The following is a 17,123-nucleotide window of genomic DNA, read 5'->3' as shown; positions in this document are numbered from 1 at the left end:
ATGAGCAAGTTGAAGACTTTGGGTGTCAATTTAGGTTTGACACTCGGCGGTTTATTAATGGGGGTGGTAATTGGTGAAATTGGATTGCGAGTTGCTAGAGTTGAGGGCTACCCAAAAATAGGAGATGTTGTAGACTCCGCGCCAACTCGTTTCCATACTTCCGATCGCGATTTGGGTTGGAAGCTCAAACCCGGTGTGTCCGGCGAGTGGAATGGGGAAGGTGCGAGTTTTGTACGGGTGAATAAGGACGGTTTGCGCGATCGCGAACACACCAAAACCAAACCTCCCAATACCTTGCGCGTCGCAGTTTTAGGCGACTCTTTCACCGAAGCAATTCAGGTACCAGTCGAACAAACTTTCTGGTCAAAATTAGAACGAAAGCTAGGTAACTGCGACGCCGTTAAGGGACGCAAAAAAGTTGAGGTCATCAATTTCGGCGTTCAGGGTTACGGTACCGCTCAAGAATTGATGATGCTGCGGAAAAAAGTATGGGATTACAGTCCTGATATTGTAGTCCTGGCATTTTTTATTGGTAATGATGTAATTAACAATTCCCCGCAACTGGAATACGACCATTATCGACCATTTTTTGTGTACGATACTAGCGGCAAGTTAGTACCAGATATGTCTTTTCGCAATCTGCCGCCGATCGCCCGCAACGAAAGAGCAGTTTCCTTTGTAGACAGGATGCCCAGTTTTTTGGTCAACAATTCCCGAATCTTGCAGGTGATTAAAAAGGTAGATTTAGATAGGAAAAAGCGGCAGTTATCTGGAGATTTTACCGCCTTGAGCAGCAAAAACTTCAACCCACCTCAGGATGCTGTTTGGAAAGATGCCTGGAAGGTGACAGAGGGTTTGATTGTGACTATGCACAATGAAGTCGTGCAGAAAAAAGCTGATTTCTTGGTTGTGACGATCGGCGATCCGATCCAAGTTGGACGGGATGTCAAGATCCGAAAAGATTTTATAACACAAAACAACATTCAGGATTTGTTTTATCCCAATAGGCGGGTGGAAACATTGGGTACGCGCGAAGGTTTTCGGGTACTGAATTTAGCCGAACAGTTTCAAGGCTACACTGAAAAATATCAAGTTTGCGTCCACGGTTTTGACAATTCTGTACCCTGTGGCGGACACTGGAATGAGCTCGGGCATCGATTGGCAAGTATTAAAATCAACCAGAATTTGTGCGAAAATTTGAAGCAGTCTCAAGTCCCCAAAAAACAACCGTAATCAATCAAATTTCATGAAAGACTCAACGCTCCAAAAAAGCAAAAATATATTAACTTTAATCGCCGTCAATTTGGCGATCGCCTTTATTTGCCTGGAAGCTTTGTCCCTAGCTTTTTACTTTATCAACCAAAAGCAATTTTTTTATACCAGAACCAAAGCCAAAGAAAAAGTAGTCGAAGATATTGAACGTATCGGCATTCGACTAGATGAATCTATCGTAGAAAGACTGCACCCGTTTTTTGGCTACGTTCTCAAACAAGGTGCTTTTACCAATGAAAGATTAAAGTTAAAAGTCAACAAACACGGCTTTTTTTCCCAGTACGAATATCCCTTTATTAAGACCAATAAAAAACAATTTATTATCGGAGTTTTTGGCGGTTCAGTTGCCAACAACTTCGCAGTAGATGAGTATAAAAATCAAAGATTGTCTAAAAAATTGCAGAGTTATCCAGAATTTGCCGATCGCGAAATTGTGCTTTTGAATTTTGGCAACGGCGGATACAAACAGCCCCAGCAATTATTAATTTTAAATTACTTTCTGGCTTTGGGTCAAGAATTGGATTTAGTCATCAATATTGACGGTTTTAACGAAGTAGCGCTGTCCAATTTAAACAACAAAGCCCAGCTAGAAATAGGAATGCCCAGCGTCCAGCACCTACAGCCGTTAACAAGTTTAGCAAGCAATGTGTCGCCGGAAGCGATGACTTCCATCGTCAACATTAACGAAACCAAAAAACAATTGAAAGCAGGTATTGACAAATTGCAAAATTGTCAACTTGCTTTGTGTCACGCCGTTACCTCGCTGAGAGTGAAACAATTAGTCAACAATTACCAGCAAGCAGTTGTCAAGTACGACGCCCAAGTCAAACAATCCAACCCAGACAACGCAAATAGCAGTATAGTGTACATTCCAAAAGCTGAGTCTGTATTGCCAGAGGCTGCTGCTTTTGATAAAATGGCCTCGATTTGGTACGAATCGTCGATCGGCATGAACCAAATTTTATCGAGTAGAAACATCAAATATTTTCACTTTATCCAGCCCAACCAGTATTATCCAACTAAACGAGTGTTTACCGCCAAGGAAAAGGAAATTGCCATCAGCAAAGACAGCCCGTACATCGCAGGAGTAAACAAAGGTTATCCGGTGCTGTTATCCAAAGTCAATGATTTGCAGAAAGCTCAGGTTAATGTGTTTAGCGCCGTAAATATTTTGGACAATACAAAAGATACGGTTTACAAAGATGCTTGCTGTCACTATAATTCAGTGGGAGAGGAAGTATTGGCAAACTATATTTCCAGTTCCATCATTAAAGTAGTAAGAAAGTCTAAATAAATATTTATGAAAGATTTCAAGTTAATTAACAAAGGCCAAGAAATCCTCAAAATTACTTTGATAAACTTGGCGCTTTTACTTGTTTTCCTAGAACTCGGTTCCTTGGGATGGTATTTTGTCAAGCACAAGCAATTTTTCTACACGAGACAAAAGGCGCAAGATAAGTCGGCTTTAGGAATTAATTTAGAAGGAGTGCGTCTGAATCAGTCTATTGTCGAAAGGTTTCATCCTTTCTTTGGGTTTATTCAAAAACCCAGCGCTGATTTTCGACCTGGTTTTAAGGTGAACAACTACGGATTTATCTCTCCTTACGATTACCCTTTTAAAAAGTTTAAAAAAAATCAATTTGCGATCGGAATTTTTGGCGGTTCCGTGGCTTCAGATTTTTCTATATTTCAAATTCAAAACAAAATTTTACCTCAATATCTAAAACAGGTTCCCGGTTTACAGGACAAAGAATTTATAATTTTGTCTTTTGCTACAGGCGGTTACAAACAGCCGCAACAGTTATTAATTTTAAACTATTTTTTGGCTTTAGGTCAAGAATTAGATATGGTCATCAATATAGATGGCTTTAATGAAGTAGCGCTTTCTAATTTAAACAATAAAAATCAGATTAATCTGGCGATGCCGAGCATTCAGCACATTTCGCCGCTGACTAGCTTGGCGAATAATAGCCTTTCTACCAAGGCTTTGCAAGCAACTATTAGAATCAAAGAAAATAAAACTAAGATTACTGAGGGTTTGGAAAGTTTGCAACACTGCTCTTTAGCTGCGTGCGATGCTTTGACTTCTGTTTACGTTCAAAATTTAGTCAACAATTATCGCAGAGATGTGATTGCATTTGAAAAAGAACGCAGCAAAACTCGGGAAGATGACGAGGGTAGCGTGATGTATATTAATAAAAATAAGTCTATTTTAGAGGATGGTGCAGCTTTTGAACAAATGGCGTGGAATTGGGCAAAAAGTTCAATTTTTATGCACAAAGTGCTGTCGGCCAGTAATGTTCCTTATTTTCATGTCCTCCAGCCGAATCAATACTATCAGACGAAAAGAGTGTTTAGCGATGCCGAGAAGCTGATTGCTTTTAATAAAGATACTCCTTATGCTAAGGCTGTGGAAATCGGATATCCGGCTCTTTTGGGTAAGTTTCCTAATTTACAAAAAAATAAGATTAATATTTTGAATGGGGTGAAGGTGTTCGACAAGACTAAAGATGTTGTTTATGTAGATAGCTGCTGTCATTACAATAAAACTGGAGAGGTAATTTTTAGCAATTATGTGGGCAGTTCTATTCTAGAATCTATGCGGAACGATCAAAGAAAAAATAAGAAGTGATATTATGTCCAGTTGATTGTTATTGATGGTACGATTTGCGAACTCGTAGGGCGGGTTCACCAACAATATATAACGATAACCAACAATGTATAAAAACCCGCCCCCACCCCACCAATAATTTATGTCAACCTGATATTTATATTTAATTTCTAAATGTAGGTGATAATTGATATCATGTCCGGTCGGTTAACCGCAATAAAATGGGTTTGTAGTGCGGACTTCAGTCCGTATTATGCGGACTGAAGTCCGCTTTTGCGGACTTTCATTGTTATGGTAATTGACCGGACATAATATTATCGCTGGGTGGGGGCGGGTTTTTGAGATTGTTTGTTTCCGGCGATAATGGTTGGTGAACCCGCCCCTATGGGTATTATGTCGATCGATTAAAATTACATGGCTTTTAGGTTTTTGCTTGGGTTTTAGCCAGATCGCCCGTGGAGTCGATCGGCATTACCAAGATCTTATCAACTCGGTTTCCGTCCATATCGACGACTTCGACGCGCAAGCCGTTCCATTCAAAATGCTCTGCCGCCGCCGGAATTTTGCCCAAATTTGTAATCACAAAACCGCCCATTGTGTGGTAACTTCCCCTATTTTCTGAAGAGACTTCTTCAATTCCAAACAGTTCAAAGAAATCCTCGACCGGGAGCATTCCATCTAACAGCCAAGAACCATCTTCGCGCTGCACGGCTTGCGGTTCGTCGGCATCTTCAACCGAGGGAAATTCGCCAACTAATTCGACTAAAATGTCGTTGACTGTCACCAATCCTTGAATGACGCCGTATTCGTCTACTACCAAGGCAAGTTGATTGCTAGATTGCTTGAAAAGCTCTAAGACTTTTAAACCGCGCGTACTTTCGGGTACAAATAAAGGTCTCCGCAAAGAAGCACTTAAATCGAGGGGTTGACCTGTTAAAGTGCGAGACAACATATCGGTAACGTGTACCAAACCGACAACATTATCGAGTCCGCCCTGACAAACTGGAAATCGGGAATGACCGCTACCAAGCATTTTTTGGCGGTTTTCTTCTACTGAGTCGTCGAGGTCGAGCCAAGTCAGATCTGGTCGCGGTGTCATTAAAGCGCTGACTCGCCGATCGCCCAAACGGAACACTCTTTCTACCATGTCCTGTTCGGCTTCTTCAAAGGTTCCCGCCTCGGTTCCTTGCTCGATTAAAACTTTAATTTCTTCCTCTGTAACTTGGGGTTCTGTAGAAGGCGCAATCCCCATGATTCGCAGCACTAATTCCGTGGAATAACTTAAAAGATAAACGGCAGGAGCGCCAATTTTTGAGAGCATTCGCATGGGAAGAGCGACACTACAGGCGATCGGCTCGGGGTTGTTGAGGGCCAGCCGCTTCGGCACAAGTTCGCCGATAATTATGGTGAGATAAGTTATGGTTAAAATTGCGATGACTGAGGCGATCGGCTGAGCGTAGGGCGCTAAAGCCGGTATCAAGCGCAACAGAGGCTCTACTCTTTTAGAAATAGTGCTTTCTCCGAAAGCGCCTGACAGGATCGCCAGCAGCGTAATTCCGATTTGAACTGTCGGCAAGAACTGATTGGGGGCATTGGCCAGATCCAAAGCTACACGGGCATTCCTCGAACCCTGGTTAGCCATCTGTTGCAGTCTCACTTTCCGTACTGAGATGATGGCCATCTCTGACATCACAAACACGCCATTGAGGAAAACCAGCAGGAGAACAATCAGAAGGTCGGTACTTGGGGACATTTCTCAATTTATCGGTGTTGACATACTCCCCACCGATGAATCGGGGGGATTCTTATTCATGGTTCATCGAAATCCACTTACAGTATCAAATTGCTTATCAACGGCAGCGGTGGTCTTCTCCCCATGCTTTCCCGATTTCTCGGCGGATTCCTCTTGCCCAGAGGTACCGTTTTTATTCCACTCTACACCAAGAATATTCAATCCTTTGTGCAAAATATTTAGAGCCGCGTTTGTATCGCGACAAATTTCAATCTTGCAACTAGGACATGAATGAGTTCTAGTGCTGAGAGACTTTTTGACTCTATGGCCGCAATTAGAGCAGTCTTGAGATGTATAGCTTGGCGATACTGCCACAACTACTTTATCCCAAATCTTGCCGTAGTAGTCCAACCATTGAGTGTATTGATACCAACCAGCATCCGAAATAGACTTAGCCAAATGGTGATTTTTGACCATGTTCGCAATCTTTAAGTCTTCATAGACAACCACATCGTTAGAGTGGACTACGCACCGGGCTTGCTTTATTGCCCAGTCTTTACGCTGTCTTTGTACTTTAAGATGGATTCTACCCAGTCTTTTCCGAGCCTTATGATAGTTCTTTGATTGGGGCTTTGCACCCTTTACAAATTTCTTGCTTAATCGTCTTTGGGCTTTCTTGAGTTGTTTTTGGGCCTTTCTCAAAAACTGAGGATATATTACAGCATTATCGTTTTGGTCTTTGGTGAAAAACTTCAACCCCAGATCCAATCCTACGACATTGCCAGAATACTCGCCTTGCTCTTTGCGCTCTGCATCAAAACAGAATTGGGCATAATACCCATCTGAAGAGTGCACGATCCGCACGCGATTAATTTTCAATCTATGCAAATCTTCCTGAGTTTCATTGTTGCAAAATATTGATAATGTTCCAATCTCAAAGCCATCGGTGAATGCGATCGATTTGCAATCATCCGATAGTTTCCAGCCTGAAACTTTATACTCGACAGAGCGACAATGTTTTTTAAACTTTGGAAAACCTTTCTTGCCTACACCTTTTTTACATCGGCTATAAAAATTAGAGATAGCAGCCCAGGCACGTTCTGCACTAGCTTGACGAGCGGCGGAGTTAAGCCTTTTAGCAAAGTCAAACTCCTTGGCTAAATCTTTACATATGCTGTACAGATCGGCTTTACTCGTACCTTGATTATCCATCCAATAGCGAAGGGCTTTGTTCCGAATGAACTGGGCTGTTCGGATGGCTTCATCAATGGCAGAATATTGCTCTGCTGTACCGTGTTTTAGCTTGGCTTCTCTAACTATCATGGAGCTATGATAATATAGTTTTATCCAGAAAAACACAGATAAATATTTTTAACGATGAATTACTACTCAATAGCGCACTCTGCCGAAGACAGCCGTGGAATGGGTTGTCTTGCGACGGTCGTCGTAGCCGAGTTCATCCCCAGTCTTGAAAGGCGGGGCTTTCCTCTCGCCTTTCGGTAAAGGCGAAGCGCACTGCCCGCTTAAAGCATAAGCCTGGAAGCTGCCAATCTCGATCGCAAAAATCGAAATTGTTGTCAACCTGTCCCTAGATTAACGGAACGGGCTCATTTCGATCGCAAGTTCCAGATATTTACACAAGGCTTCTAGTAGAAATCTACCCGCAGTGCAGTTGAACTGCCAATAACCGATCGGCACAATGATAGATGTTTGTCGTACAATCTTCCTTAATCAGCAGCCGGGAAGAGCCTTCGCCCATCGGGGATAATAATTAACAGCGCATGACTTTCTCTTCGATAATTCGGACATTGGGGCGATCGCCCTTAGCAACAGAACTTCTCAACAAGCTCAAACGGTATCACTGTTTGCAACTGAACGGCATCGCCCGCTTACCCAAAGGTTTAGTAGCTTCCGCCCTCGCACAACAAGAGGGACGAAACCTATTAGCCGTGACAGCAACTCTGGAAGAAGCCGGCCGCTGGGTAGCTCAATTAGAGGCGATGGGCTGGCAAACTGTACATTTTTACCCTACTTCGGAAGCTTCGCCCTACGAGCTATCTTACTCGGACGAGAACGAAATGACCTGGGGGCAAATGCAGGTACTGGCGGATTTGGTGGACAAGGAAGAAACAAGCGCCACGAAGTCTAAGCCGATCGCAATTGTAGCTACAGAAAGAGCTCTCCAGCCTCATTTGCCACCTCAAAGTGCCTTTGAACCCTACTGTCTGACGCTGAAACGAGGCGAAGTTCAAGACTCAAAGATACTTGACCGCCAACTTGCCTCGATGGGGTACGATCGGGTGACTTTGGTGGAAACTGAGGGCCAGTGGAGTCGCCGGGGCGATATTGTCGATGTGTTTCCGGTGGCGGCGGAGTTGCCGGTGCGGCTGGAATGGTTCGGGGATACTTTGGATCAACTGCGCGAGTTCGATCCCTCCAACCAGCGATCGCTCGATAAGGTCGATCGATTAGTTTTAACTCCTACTAGCTTTAACGCAATTATTAAGGCAGTTTTAGCTGAAAATAATCTTGACAAAACCAACCAAATAGACTCTGTTGACACAGAAAATGAAGCAGAAAAATATGTCCGCAGGCTGTTAGGTTTAGCGTTCGAGAAACCAGCTTGTTTGTTGAATTATTTGCCAGAAAATACTTTAGTTGTAATTGACGAACCCCAAGGATGTGAAGGTCACAGCAACCGCTGGTTTGAAAATGCCCAGGAACAATGGGAAAGTTGCAATCGGGAATCAGAAGTTGTTGATGGTGAAACGCCAAGATTGCCAATTGCGAATCTGAAGGTTCCGAAAATTCACCGCACTTTTGCGGAATCGATCGCAGATGTCGCAGCTTTTGACAGGCTAGAACTTTCAGAATTAGCAGAAGATTCTACTACTCAAAAATCCCAAACGCCTGCGGTTAATTTGTCCAGCAGGCCTGTGCCGGTGATGCCTCACCAATTTGCGAAGCTGTCTCAAATGCTCCGGGAAGAGCGCGATCGCGGTTTTACGGTGTTTATGGTTTCGGCTCAACCGAGTCGATCGGTCTCTCTGCTGTCGGAACACGACTGTCCGGCTCAGTTTGTGGTGAATCCGCGCGACTTTTTGGCGATCGACAAGTTGCAGTTGCAGCATATTCCGGTAGCTTTGAAGTACAGCGGGCTGGCAGAGTTGGAAGGGTTTGTTCTGCCGACTTTTCGGATTGTTTTAATTACCGATCGGGAATTCTACGGTCAGCATTCTCTCGCTACATTTAGCTACGTTCGCAAGCGCCGCCGCGCCGCTTCTAAAAAGGTTGACCCGAACAAGCTGAGTCCGGGGGATTTTGTGGTACACCGCCAGCACGGAGTGGGCAAGTTTCTCAAATTGGAACGCTTGACGATCGATCGGGAAACTCGCGAATATTTGGTGTTGCAATACGCTGACGGTACTCTCAGAGTCGCGGCGGATCAATTGGGCGCCCTGTCGCGGTTTCGGACTGTCGGCGATAAAGTGCCAGAACTCAACAAGCTGACCGGTCAAACGTGGGAAAAAACTAAAGCAAAAGTTCGCAAAGCTGTTAAGAAAGTAGCGGTAGATTTGCTGAATCTTTACGCTAAAAGAGCTAAGCAACAGGGTTATGCTTTTCCTCCTGATATGCCTTGGCAGCAAGAGTTAGAGGATTCTTTCCCGTACCAACCAACGCCGGATCAGTTGAAGGCTACTCTTGATGTGAAACGTGACATGGAGGGCGATCGACCGATGGATCGCTTGGTCTGCGGCGATGTCGGTTTCGGCAAGACGGAAGTTGCTTTGAGAGCTATTTTTAAGGCAATTACAGCGGGCAAGCAGGTGGCTTTGCTGGCGCCGACGACAATTTTAACCCAACAGCACTATCACACGCTCTCAGAGCGTTTTTCCCCTTATCCGATCGAAGTTGGTTTGCTCAATCGCTTCCGCACGGAAACTGAACGCCGGGAAATTCACAAACGCTTAGCAACTGGGGAGTTAGACGTGATTGTCGGTACTCAGTCTGTTTTGAGTAAAGCCATTAAATTTCGGGATTTGGGTTTGTTGGTGGTGGATGAAGAACAACGGTTTGGGGTGAAGCAAAAGGAAGCGATTAAATCTCTCAAAACCGAGGTAGATGTCCTGACTCTGACGGCGACTCCGATTCCCCGCACGTTGTATATGTCGCTGTCGGGGATTCGGGAGATGAGTTTGATTGCGACTCCGCCACCCAGCCGCCGTCCGATTCAAACGCATTTATCCCCCTACAATTTGGAGGTGGTGCGGACTGCCATTCGTCAAGAGTTGGACAGGGGCGGTCAGGTTTTTTATGTTGTACCTCGGATTGAGGGGATTGATGAGTTGGCGGATACGTTGCAGCTAATGGTTCCGGGGGCGAGAATTGCGATCGCCCACGGTCAAATGGATGCTGCGGAACTAGAATCGATCATGCTGACTTTCAGTGCGGCAGAGTTTGATATTTTGGTGTGCACTACGATTATTGAGTCGGGTTTGGATATTCCGCGCGTCAATACAATTTTGATTGAGGACGCCCAGAAGTTTGGTTTGGGTCAGTTGTACCAGTTGCGCGGGCGGGTGGGACGTGCGGGGATTCAAGCTCACGCTTGGCTGTTTTATCCGAAGCAAAACCAACTGTCGGATGCTGCAAGGCAGCGGCTGCGGGCTATTCAAGAGTTCGCGCAGTTGGGTTCTGGCTATCAGTTGGCTGTCCGGGATATGGAAATTCGGGGATCTGGTGATGTTTTGGGTACGGAACAGTCTGGTCAAATGGAGGCGATCGGTTTTGATTTGTATGCTGAAATGTTAGAGGAGGCTATTCGCGAAATTAAGGGTCAGGAAATTCCGAAGGTTGAGGATGCACAAATCGACCTCAGTTTGACGGCGTTTATTCCTGCCGATTATATTGGAGACCTGGATCAAAAGATGAGCGCTTATCGGTCTGTGGCTTCTGCGAATACTCTGGAAGAGTTGCAACAGATTCGGGCCGATTGGTGCGATCGTTACGGGCAGATTCCTCTACCAGCGCAGCAACTGATTCGTGTTGTCGAACTCAAACAAATCGCCAAGCAAATCGGTTTTTCTCGGATTAAACCGGAAAATAAGCAGCACATTGTCTTGGAAACGCCGATGGAGGAACCTGCTTGGAATTTGCTCAAGGCTAATTTGCCCGAACATCTACATTCTCGTTTTGTCTACAGCAAGGGGAAGGTTACTATTCGCGGAATGGCTGTTTTGAGCGCCGAAAAGCAGTTGGATAATTTGATTGATTGGTTGGGTAAAATGCAGGGCGCTTTGCCGGAAGCAAAGATTTGATTTTAATATGAAATCCCGCTATTTAGCCGGCGGTCGAAATCTCAGAATCATACCGATGGAACCGGAGAAAATATTGCTGCTGCTTTAATAATTGTTTGAGCAGCACAAAGGATTAAAATCGTGAAAAAGTTAGTCTGTGTTTTTTTTGCGATCGCGCTAGCGCAAGGAGTGCCAACGGTGGTTCAATCTCAACAAATAATTGACCCGATCGACCGGGTTGTCAATGCAGGATTGATGAATAAAGATTCTAGCGGCAATTTTAATGCTGAAAGCATTATCAGTCGCGCCGATTTGGCGGTAATTTTACTGAAAACTTTTGGTTTGGAACGGCGGAAAACAGCTCAGAAACCGGATATGGAATTGCCCGACGTACCTAAAAGCTACTGGGCTTACAGTGCGATTCAAACTGCTTTGAAAACGGGAACTATGAGTGGATATCGCGACGGAATGTTTTTCCCAAATCAAAGGGTGACTCGCGCTGAGTCTTTGGCGATTTTTGCTCAAGCTTATGGGGTTTTTCAGTTTCCAGACGCCACCGTTGCCGAGATTTTAGCTAGGTATCCAGATGCAGGGGAAATTCCTAGTTGGGCTAGAAAGTCTATGGCTACTGCACTGTATGAAGGGTTTGTGAATTTTGAAGTCGGAACTAATAAAATTAATCCTTTAAAGCCGATGACTCGCGGCGATATCGCTTACGCTTTGAGCAAGTATTTGGAGCGCCAGGTAAGACCAACTTCTTTGCCTGTACCGGATGAGCCACCAAATCGGGGTATGGGAAGGTAAGACGTTTCTCCTGGCCCGTCCCGACTAATTTCCTTATTCCTTATTTTTTATCAGAAAATTGGGTTAAAAACCCCGTCCTTTCAGGACGGCTTTTTTCCATTGTTAAGTAAAATGACAAATCCATCTTCACAAATGAATATGGTAAAATAACCACATCAGACAAGATGTAAAAACCTACCCCCTCCCGGTGGGAAAGTCTACGCCCAAAACATTTTTGAGGAGATATGACTACACACCAAGCGTGCTCTTTTGTGCAAATGTAGTCAGCCTGGGAACTAAGCGCAATACGGATATTTTGACAGAAATGTCTTAAGAATCCTCGTACCTTGATACTCGATGAGTGTCAATCTAGAAAAAGTCGATCGCCCGCCCTGCAAAATCCCGGAGCTTTGGTGACTGTAAAAGCAGCCATCAAACCCCCAGGATTTAATGTTTTCCTCTTAAACGAGGCTCAAATTATTGCCAATGGGTATTGACTAATCAGCAGTAGCCAATTCGGTACTGGCTGCGCCGCGCTTCCGCGTCAGGGTATTGAACAGCATCTGACCGACAGCTTTAATCAAATTGCCTTCTAACTCCATAAACATCTTCATGTTCATGCCAAAAGCTGCATTAGCTTCGTCAACAATGCGCTCTGCTGTAGCTTCGTCAATCGGCAATTCATTCATTGCCTGACGGTAGTTAGCTTTGAACTCTTTTTCATCAGGAATATCCTGGAATTCGTAGAAAGCAGTGCCTTCTCCCTCGGTAAGATTCATGCCGCGCTGAGCAATTCCCTTGAGGATTTGTCCGCCGGACAAGTCGCCTAGGTAGCGAGTGTAAGACTGAGCTACTAACAGTTCTGGTGCGGTAGCCGAGATTTCACGAATCCGCTGCACGTAAGCTTTAGCTGCTGGTGATGGGGATACTTGTTCCCGCCAATTGGCGCCGTAGTAGTAGAATAAATCTTGCTCTAAACTTTGTTTGCGATTTAACTCAGAAAAGTAAATTTTTGAAACAACCGGATGCTGCTTTTGGCGTTCCATTTCCTCTTCCATTGCCGAGTAGACAAAGTACAGGTTTCCTACTAACTTCCGGTAAGAAGTTTTTTCTACAACGCCTTTTAAAAAGCATTTGACAAAACCAACGTTTTCTGCCATTGTGTGAGATTTTTTTGTTCCCTCACGCAATTTTGTTGCTAAATTGATGCTCATGCTATATTGTCCAACCTTCTATTTTTGTGGTAGCTGATGGATGCGCCAAAAATCTAAAATTTACCTAAGCATTTACCTTAAAGCAATTTGATGAGAGATTGTATTAATTTTTATAACAAAAGTTGCAGTTGGCAGGAAAGCAGTAGTCAGTTGACAGGAAAGCAGTTGACAGGAAAGCAGTAGTCATCAGCCACTAACTAATGACTAATGACTCATCCTCGCCAGCAACTGTCAACTGTCAACTGTCAACTATCAACTAACTTAGATGTCCAAGTCGAGGAGGTTGAGTTTGGGGCCGTAGGTTTCGATGAATTCGCGGCGGGGGGCGACCCGATCGCCCATTAAGATGGTAAAGATGCGATCGGCTTCAGCAGCGTCTTCAATCTCCACCCGTTTTAGCGTCCGAGTTTCCGGGTTCATCGTGGTATCCCACAACTGCGTCGGCATCATTTCGCCCAAACCTTTGAACCGCTGGATGGTGTAGTTCGCATTGGCGGGGAATTCGTTGCGGACGAGATTGTTCATTTCGCGATCACTGTAACAGTAGTAGTGATTGCGTCCCCGTTCCACTTTATACAGAGGAGGACAAGCAATATAGATGTAACCTTGTTCTACAAGTGCGCGCTGGTAGCGGTAGAAGAAAGTCAGCAACAGCGTGCGGATGTGGGCCCCATCTACGTCAGCGTCAGTCATGATCACTATGTGGTGATACCGTAATTGACCGGGGTCGAATTCTTCGCCTTTGATGCCCAAACCCAGGGCTGTAATTAACGACTGAATTTCGTTATTTTTGTAGATTTTGGCGTCGTCGGTTTTCTCGATGTTGAGAATTTTACCGCGCAAAGGCAGAATTGCTTGGAATTGTCGATCGCGCCCTTGCTTCGCGCTGTTGTGTACAAAAACTCCCGCACCTAAGGCAAAGTTGTGGCTGTTAGGCACTTCGATGTCGTAAACATCGTACCGTTCCTCTACAGCTTCAATCTTCACAACACGGTGGTTGTAATTACGAACCGCTTGGCGAGCATATAATTCTTCACCATTAAAGTAGCGCTTACAAAAAGTCTCGTACTTCAACAAAGACTTATCATTCTTCAGGCGGCGATAAGAATTGTAATAATCTACATCCATCCAGCCCATTTTGATATGAACAGTCTTCAATGCTTCCAGAGTTTTGCGGTAATAAGTTTCGTCCAAAGCAGCTTTGCGTTGGCGGCGAAACTCCGGTGTCCACTGTTCCTTAGTTTTCTCCCGTCGCCAGTCCAACAAATCCTGATTTTGCCACTGTTCTTTGGCCAATTGTGAATTAGCCTCCCGCGCTTCAGGATTGTTAGCAAAATGATTGCGAACCCGTTGAGACTGAGCTAAGCGGTTTTCTTCGGAGCTCCAATACTCTTGTTGGGCTTGGTTGAGCAATTCATTATTTTGCTCGCGATAAGCTTCATTAGTGTCGTAAAACTCACGCCACTTGCTAGTCATGTAAGCTTTATACTCTTCATCTTCCCACTGAGCCTTCGCCTGTTCAGAGAGAATTTGCCTCGTTTCAGGCTGCTGCATCCGCTCTTTCATCATCGCCCGAAATTCATCAGTCATGTGAGCTTGACGGCTCTTTTCAATGACATCCGGCCTGTGCAATGTTTTCTCAAGGTTGGCACGGTGCAAAGCCAAGTGTTCATGAGCAGGCAGCCGCTGAATATTGGTCGGATTGTTGTTGAGTTTGTTGAAATCAACATGGTGGCGGTGGTTGCCGTCAGATGCTTGATACACATCATGTTTCAGGTTGTAGAAATCCGATAACAGATGACTGTAAATCCACTTGTCGCTGTTGGGATTCCAAACCATTTCGTAACCATTAAGCCCCTGACCATTTGGCTTCTTTTTAGACAACTGGCGGTTGAGAGGCATTAACGAATCGTCCGGTGTCAGCATTGCTGCTGCTTTGTAAGTGCCATCCCGCAACATGAACCGATGGTCGGGGGTACAAGTGATTGTCTCCCCATTGTCTAATGTCAATTTGATAACTTCAGCATTTGCTTTAGTCATGCGAGCGTTAGTTATCCGCTCAAACCCGATGTTTCCACTCTCGCGAATGGTGTAGCAAAAGTGTTCTTTACCTTCTGCTTGTTCGTCAACTATCTGTTTGAAGGTTTTTGTTGTGCCATCAGCTAATAATATTTTCTCCGAAGAAAGAAAACAGCCGCCGGCTGAATCGCCCTCGACCAGGTATATCTCAGACAGGGCGGGGTCTCTGGAGCTACAGTCCGCTAATTTTCCGGGCAAAGGAGACGATTCTAGGACGGATTTTCGGCGGACTAAATCGCGGGCACGACGGGCGGCTTCTGCGGCTTTAAATGCCTGAATTGCTTTTTCCAAAATAGCGTCTGCTACTTGGGGCCGAAATTCCAAATATTCGGTTAATACTTCGCCTACCAAGGAATCAACTATTCCTCGGACTTCGGTATTTCCTAGCTTTGTTTTAGTTTGGCCTTCAAATTCGGGATCGGGAACTTTGACCGAAATCACGGCTGTTAAACCTTCGCGGACGTTTTCGCCAGCGAGGTTGGGTTCGTTTTCTTTGATTTTGTTGCGCTTGCGGGCGATCGAATTCATCGTCCGCGTCAAAACAGCCTTCAAACCTTCTAAGTGTGTACCGCCGTCGATCGTCCGAATGTTGTTGGCAAAACCGAGAACGTTGTCACTAAAAGCATCAACGCACCACTGCAAAGACACTTCCACGTGCACGTTGTTGCGTTCGCCTTGCACGTAGATCACCTCTTCGTGCAGCGGCTGCTTCTCGCGGTTCATGTAAGTGACATATTCCTTAATGCCACCTTCGTAACAATAGGTTTCGACGCGCGGTTCGGCACTTTTGAGCAATTCCAAACGCCGATCGCCAAAAGTAATTTTCGCGCCGGCATTCAAATAAGCCAACTCTCGCAAGCGTCCGGCAACCGTAGCATAATCGAACTCAATGCCAGTGCTAAATATCTGAGTGTCCGGAAGGAAACTAACTGAAGTACCGGTGCGATTTCCTTTGCAGGGCTTTGCCACAAGTTCGCTGACGGGAAAGCCTCTTTCGTAGCGCTGCAAATGTTCTTTTTGGTCGCGCCAAACCGTCACCTCTACCCACTCCGAAAGCGCGTTAACCACGGAAATACCTACACCGTGCAAACCTCCAGAAACTTTGTAACCGCCGCCGCCAAACTTACCGCCGGCGTGCAGTACAGTCATTACTGTTTCGATTCCCGATTTGCCAGTCTTGGCAACGATCCCGGTAGGAATACCGCGACCGTCATCTGTGACAGTGACTGAACCGTCGGCGTTGAAGTCAACCTCGATGTGAGTGCAGTGGCCAGCCAGCGCCTCATCGATGGAATTGTCCACAACCTCGTAAACTAGATGGTGGAGTCCTCGCGGGCCGGTGGTACCGATGTACATCCCCGGTCGTTTGCGGACTGCTTCGAGACCTTCGAGAACTTGAATCTGGTCGGCGCTGTAGCTGCTGGTCATACAAAAATAGCTCCAATAATGAGGCCTAAAGCCCCAAAAGCTTCTAAAATGGGAAAACTCCTAAAATTATAGCACAAAACCGTTAATGGCGATGCTAGGGCTATCTAAATGGAAATTTATCGGGGGGACGCACCCGGTATAGTAGTTTTACTTGGGGAGCTATTGACATTTGGTGGCTGGGCTGTTAGCCGGAAGGTTAAGAAGTGCGATCGCCCGGTTGCCGACGGTTGCGAATTAATGTCTTATAGCCATTCTGGCGTCGCAGCAATGCCCGTGCTTGGCGTGCAGCCATAACTGCATCGCGAGTCTCGATCGCCTGTTGTGCGATCGCCCCTGCAACTTCCGGGCGGGCTGTCAAATATGCGATCAACTCTTTTTCTACCAAAGATTTAACCATTTCTCGTACTTCGGGGTTAGCCAACCGACTTTTAATCGCGCCCTCAAACTCGGGATTCGGTAACTTAATGGCAATTATGCCCGTGAAGCCACACTCTAAAACATCCTTCCAACCTAAAACAGGGTCTGTATTTTTGAGTTTGCCCAGTTGGCGGCCGATCGCACTCACCACCTGCCTCAATGTCGCTAGTGTCATGAATTATTCGCGGAGATGACAGGAGCGATGAAAAGCCGCTAAAACGAGAAGGTACCGCCATTTCCCGTAATTTGCCATGACGATTTTAGAGCGAGAAGCCCAGATTTTACGAGTC

12 protein-coding genes are annotated in these 17,123 nt (G+C 45.4%); 6 read left to right on the top strand and 6 right to left on the bottom strand.

What is annotated here, in order from left to right; translation table 11 throughout:
* From QZW82_RS17105 to QZW82_RS17095, 3 genes are read left to right on the top strand one after another with little or no spacing between them, the layout of a single operon-like run.
* Entirely contained in the window at positions 1-1,233 is a 1,233-nt protein-coding gene (locus QZW82_RS17105) for an SGNH/GDSL hydrolase family protein (RefSeq protein ID WP_293150221.1), read from the top strand.
* Positions 1,234-1,246: 13 nt separating this feature from the next.
* The gene (locus QZW82_RS17100; protein ID WP_293150219.1) at positions 1,247-2,566 is read left to right on the top strand and encodes a hypothetical protein; all 1,320 of its coding nucleotides are present in this window, start codon (positions 1,247-1,249) and stop codon (positions 2,564-2,566) included.
* 6 nt (positions 2,567-2,572) lie between these two features.
* The gene (locus tag QZW82_RS17095) at positions 2,573-3,904 is read left to right on the top strand and encodes a hypothetical protein (RefSeq protein ID WP_293150217.1); all 1,332 of its coding nucleotides are present in this window, start codon (positions 2,573-2,575) and stop codon (positions 3,902-3,904) included.
* Between the two features lie 400 nt (positions 3,905-4,304).
* Here the strand turns inward: QZW82_RS17095 and QZW82_RS17090 are convergent, their stop codons facing one another.
* The 3 genes from QZW82_RS17090 to QZW82_RS17080 form a co-directional block, all read right to left on the bottom strand.
* On the bottom strand, positions 4,305-5,636 hold the full coding sequence (locus QZW82_RS17090) for a hemolysin family protein (RefSeq protein ID WP_293150215.1): 1,332 nt from the start codon (positions 5,634-5,636) through the stop codon (positions 4,305-4,307).
* A 63-nt stretch (positions 5,637-5,699) separates the two neighbouring features.
* Positions 5,700-6,938 carry a transposase gene (locus QZW82_RS17085; RefSeq protein WP_293150376.1) on the bottom strand — a complete coding sequence of 413 codons (1,239 nt, stop codon included), beginning with the start codon at positions 6,936-6,938 and terminating at the stop codon, positions 5,700-5,702.
* Between the two features lie 66 nt (positions 6,939-7,004).
* Positions 7,005-7,196, bottom strand: a complete 192-nt coding sequence (locus QZW82_RS17080) for a hypothetical protein (protein WP_293150213.1) — start codon at positions 7,194-7,196, stop codon at positions 7,005-7,007.
* 200 nt (positions 7,197-7,396) lie between these two features.
* On the opposite strand from QZW82_RS17080, the gene mfd reads away from it, so the two are divergent.
* The 3 genes from mfd to QZW82_RS17065 all read left to right on the top strand — a co-directional run bounded on the left by mfd (position 7,397) and on the right by QZW82_RS17065 (position 12,192).
* Positions 7,397-10,933 (top strand): transcription-repair coupling factor, encoded by a 3,537-nt coding sequence (gene mfd / locus QZW82_RS17075; protein WP_293150211.1) that lies wholly within the window; start codon positions 7,397-7,399, stop codon positions 10,931-10,933.
* Positions 10,934-11,053: 120 nt separating this feature from the next.
* Positions 11,054-11,716: an S-layer homology domain-containing protein gene (locus tag QZW82_RS17070; protein ID WP_293150209.1), complete on the top strand. Its 663-nt coding sequence runs from the start codon at positions 11,054-11,056 to the stop codon at positions 11,714-11,716.
* Between the two features lie 326 nt (positions 11,717-12,042).
* Positions 12,043-12,192, top strand: coding sequence for a hypothetical protein (locus QZW82_RS17065; protein WP_293150207.1), 150 nt, complete (start codon positions 12,043-12,045; stop codon positions 12,190-12,192).
* On the opposite strand, the gene QZW82_RS17060 is transcribed toward QZW82_RS17065, so the two are convergent.
* The 3 genes from QZW82_RS17060 to QZW82_RS17050 form a co-directional block, all read right to left on the bottom strand.
* Positions 12,193-12,909, bottom strand: coding sequence for a heme oxygenase (biliverdin-producing) (locus tag QZW82_RS17060; RefSeq protein WP_293150205.1), 717 nt, complete (start codon positions 12,907-12,909; stop codon positions 12,193-12,195).
* 261 nt (positions 12,910-13,170) lie between these two features.
* Positions 13,171-16,416, bottom strand: coding sequence for a DNA topoisomerase (ATP-hydrolyzing) subunit B (gene gyrB / locus QZW82_RS17055; RefSeq protein ID WP_293150203.1), 3,246 nt, complete (start codon positions 16,414-16,416; stop codon positions 13,171-13,173).
* Positions 16,417-16,612: 196 nt separating this feature from the next.
* Positions 16,613-17,008, bottom strand: coding sequence for a hypothetical protein (locus QZW82_RS17050; RefSeq protein ID WP_293150201.1), 396 nt, complete (start codon positions 17,006-17,008; stop codon positions 16,613-16,615).
* Between the last annotated feature and the right edge of the window lie 115 nt (positions 17,009-17,123).

It is taken from the genome of Microcoleus sp. bin48.metabat.b7b8b9.023 (assembly GCF_013299185.1).
Taxonomy (GTDB): Bacteria; Cyanobacteriota; Cyanobacteriia; order Cyanobacteriales; family Microcoleaceae; genus Microcoleus.
This window is presented reverse-complemented; position numbering and strand designations above follow the sequence as displayed.

Excerpts from the sequence above, each read along its gene's own strand:
- QZW82_RS17105 (WP_293150221.1), top strand. The coding sequence starts at position 1 with ATGAGCAAGTTGAAGACTTTGGGTGTCAATTTAGGTTTGACACTCGGC.
- QZW82_RS17100 (WP_293150219.1), top strand. The coding sequence starts at position 1,247 with ATGAAAGACTCAACGCTCCAAAAAAGCAAAAATATATTAACTTTAATC.
- QZW82_RS17095 (WP_293150217.1), top strand. The coding sequence starts at position 2,573 with ATGAAAGATTTCAAGTTAATTAACAAAGGCCAAGAAATCCTCAAAATT.
- QZW82_RS17090 (WP_293150215.1), bottom strand. The coding sequence starts at position 5,636 with ATGTCCCCAAGTACCGACCTTCTGATTGTTCTCCTGCTGGTTTTCCTC.
- QZW82_RS17085 (WP_293150376.1), bottom strand. The coding sequence starts at position 6,938 with ATGATAGTTAGAGAAGCCAAGCTAAAACACGGTACAGCAGAGCAATAT.
- mfd (WP_293150211.1), top strand. The coding sequence starts at position 7,397 with ATGACTTTCTCTTCGATAATTCGGACATTGGGGCGATCGCCCTTAGCA.
- QZW82_RS17060 (WP_293150205.1), bottom strand. The coding sequence starts at position 12,909 with ATGAGCATCAATTTAGCAACAAAATTGCGTGAGGGAACAAAAAAATCT.
- gyrB (WP_293150203.1), bottom strand. The coding sequence starts at position 16,416 with ATGACCAGCAGCTACAGCGCCGACCAGATTCAAGTTCTCGAAGGTCTC.
- QZW82_RS17050 (WP_293150201.1), bottom strand. The coding sequence starts at position 17,008 with ATGACACTAGCGACATTGAGGCAGGTGGTGAGTGCGATCGGCCGCCAA.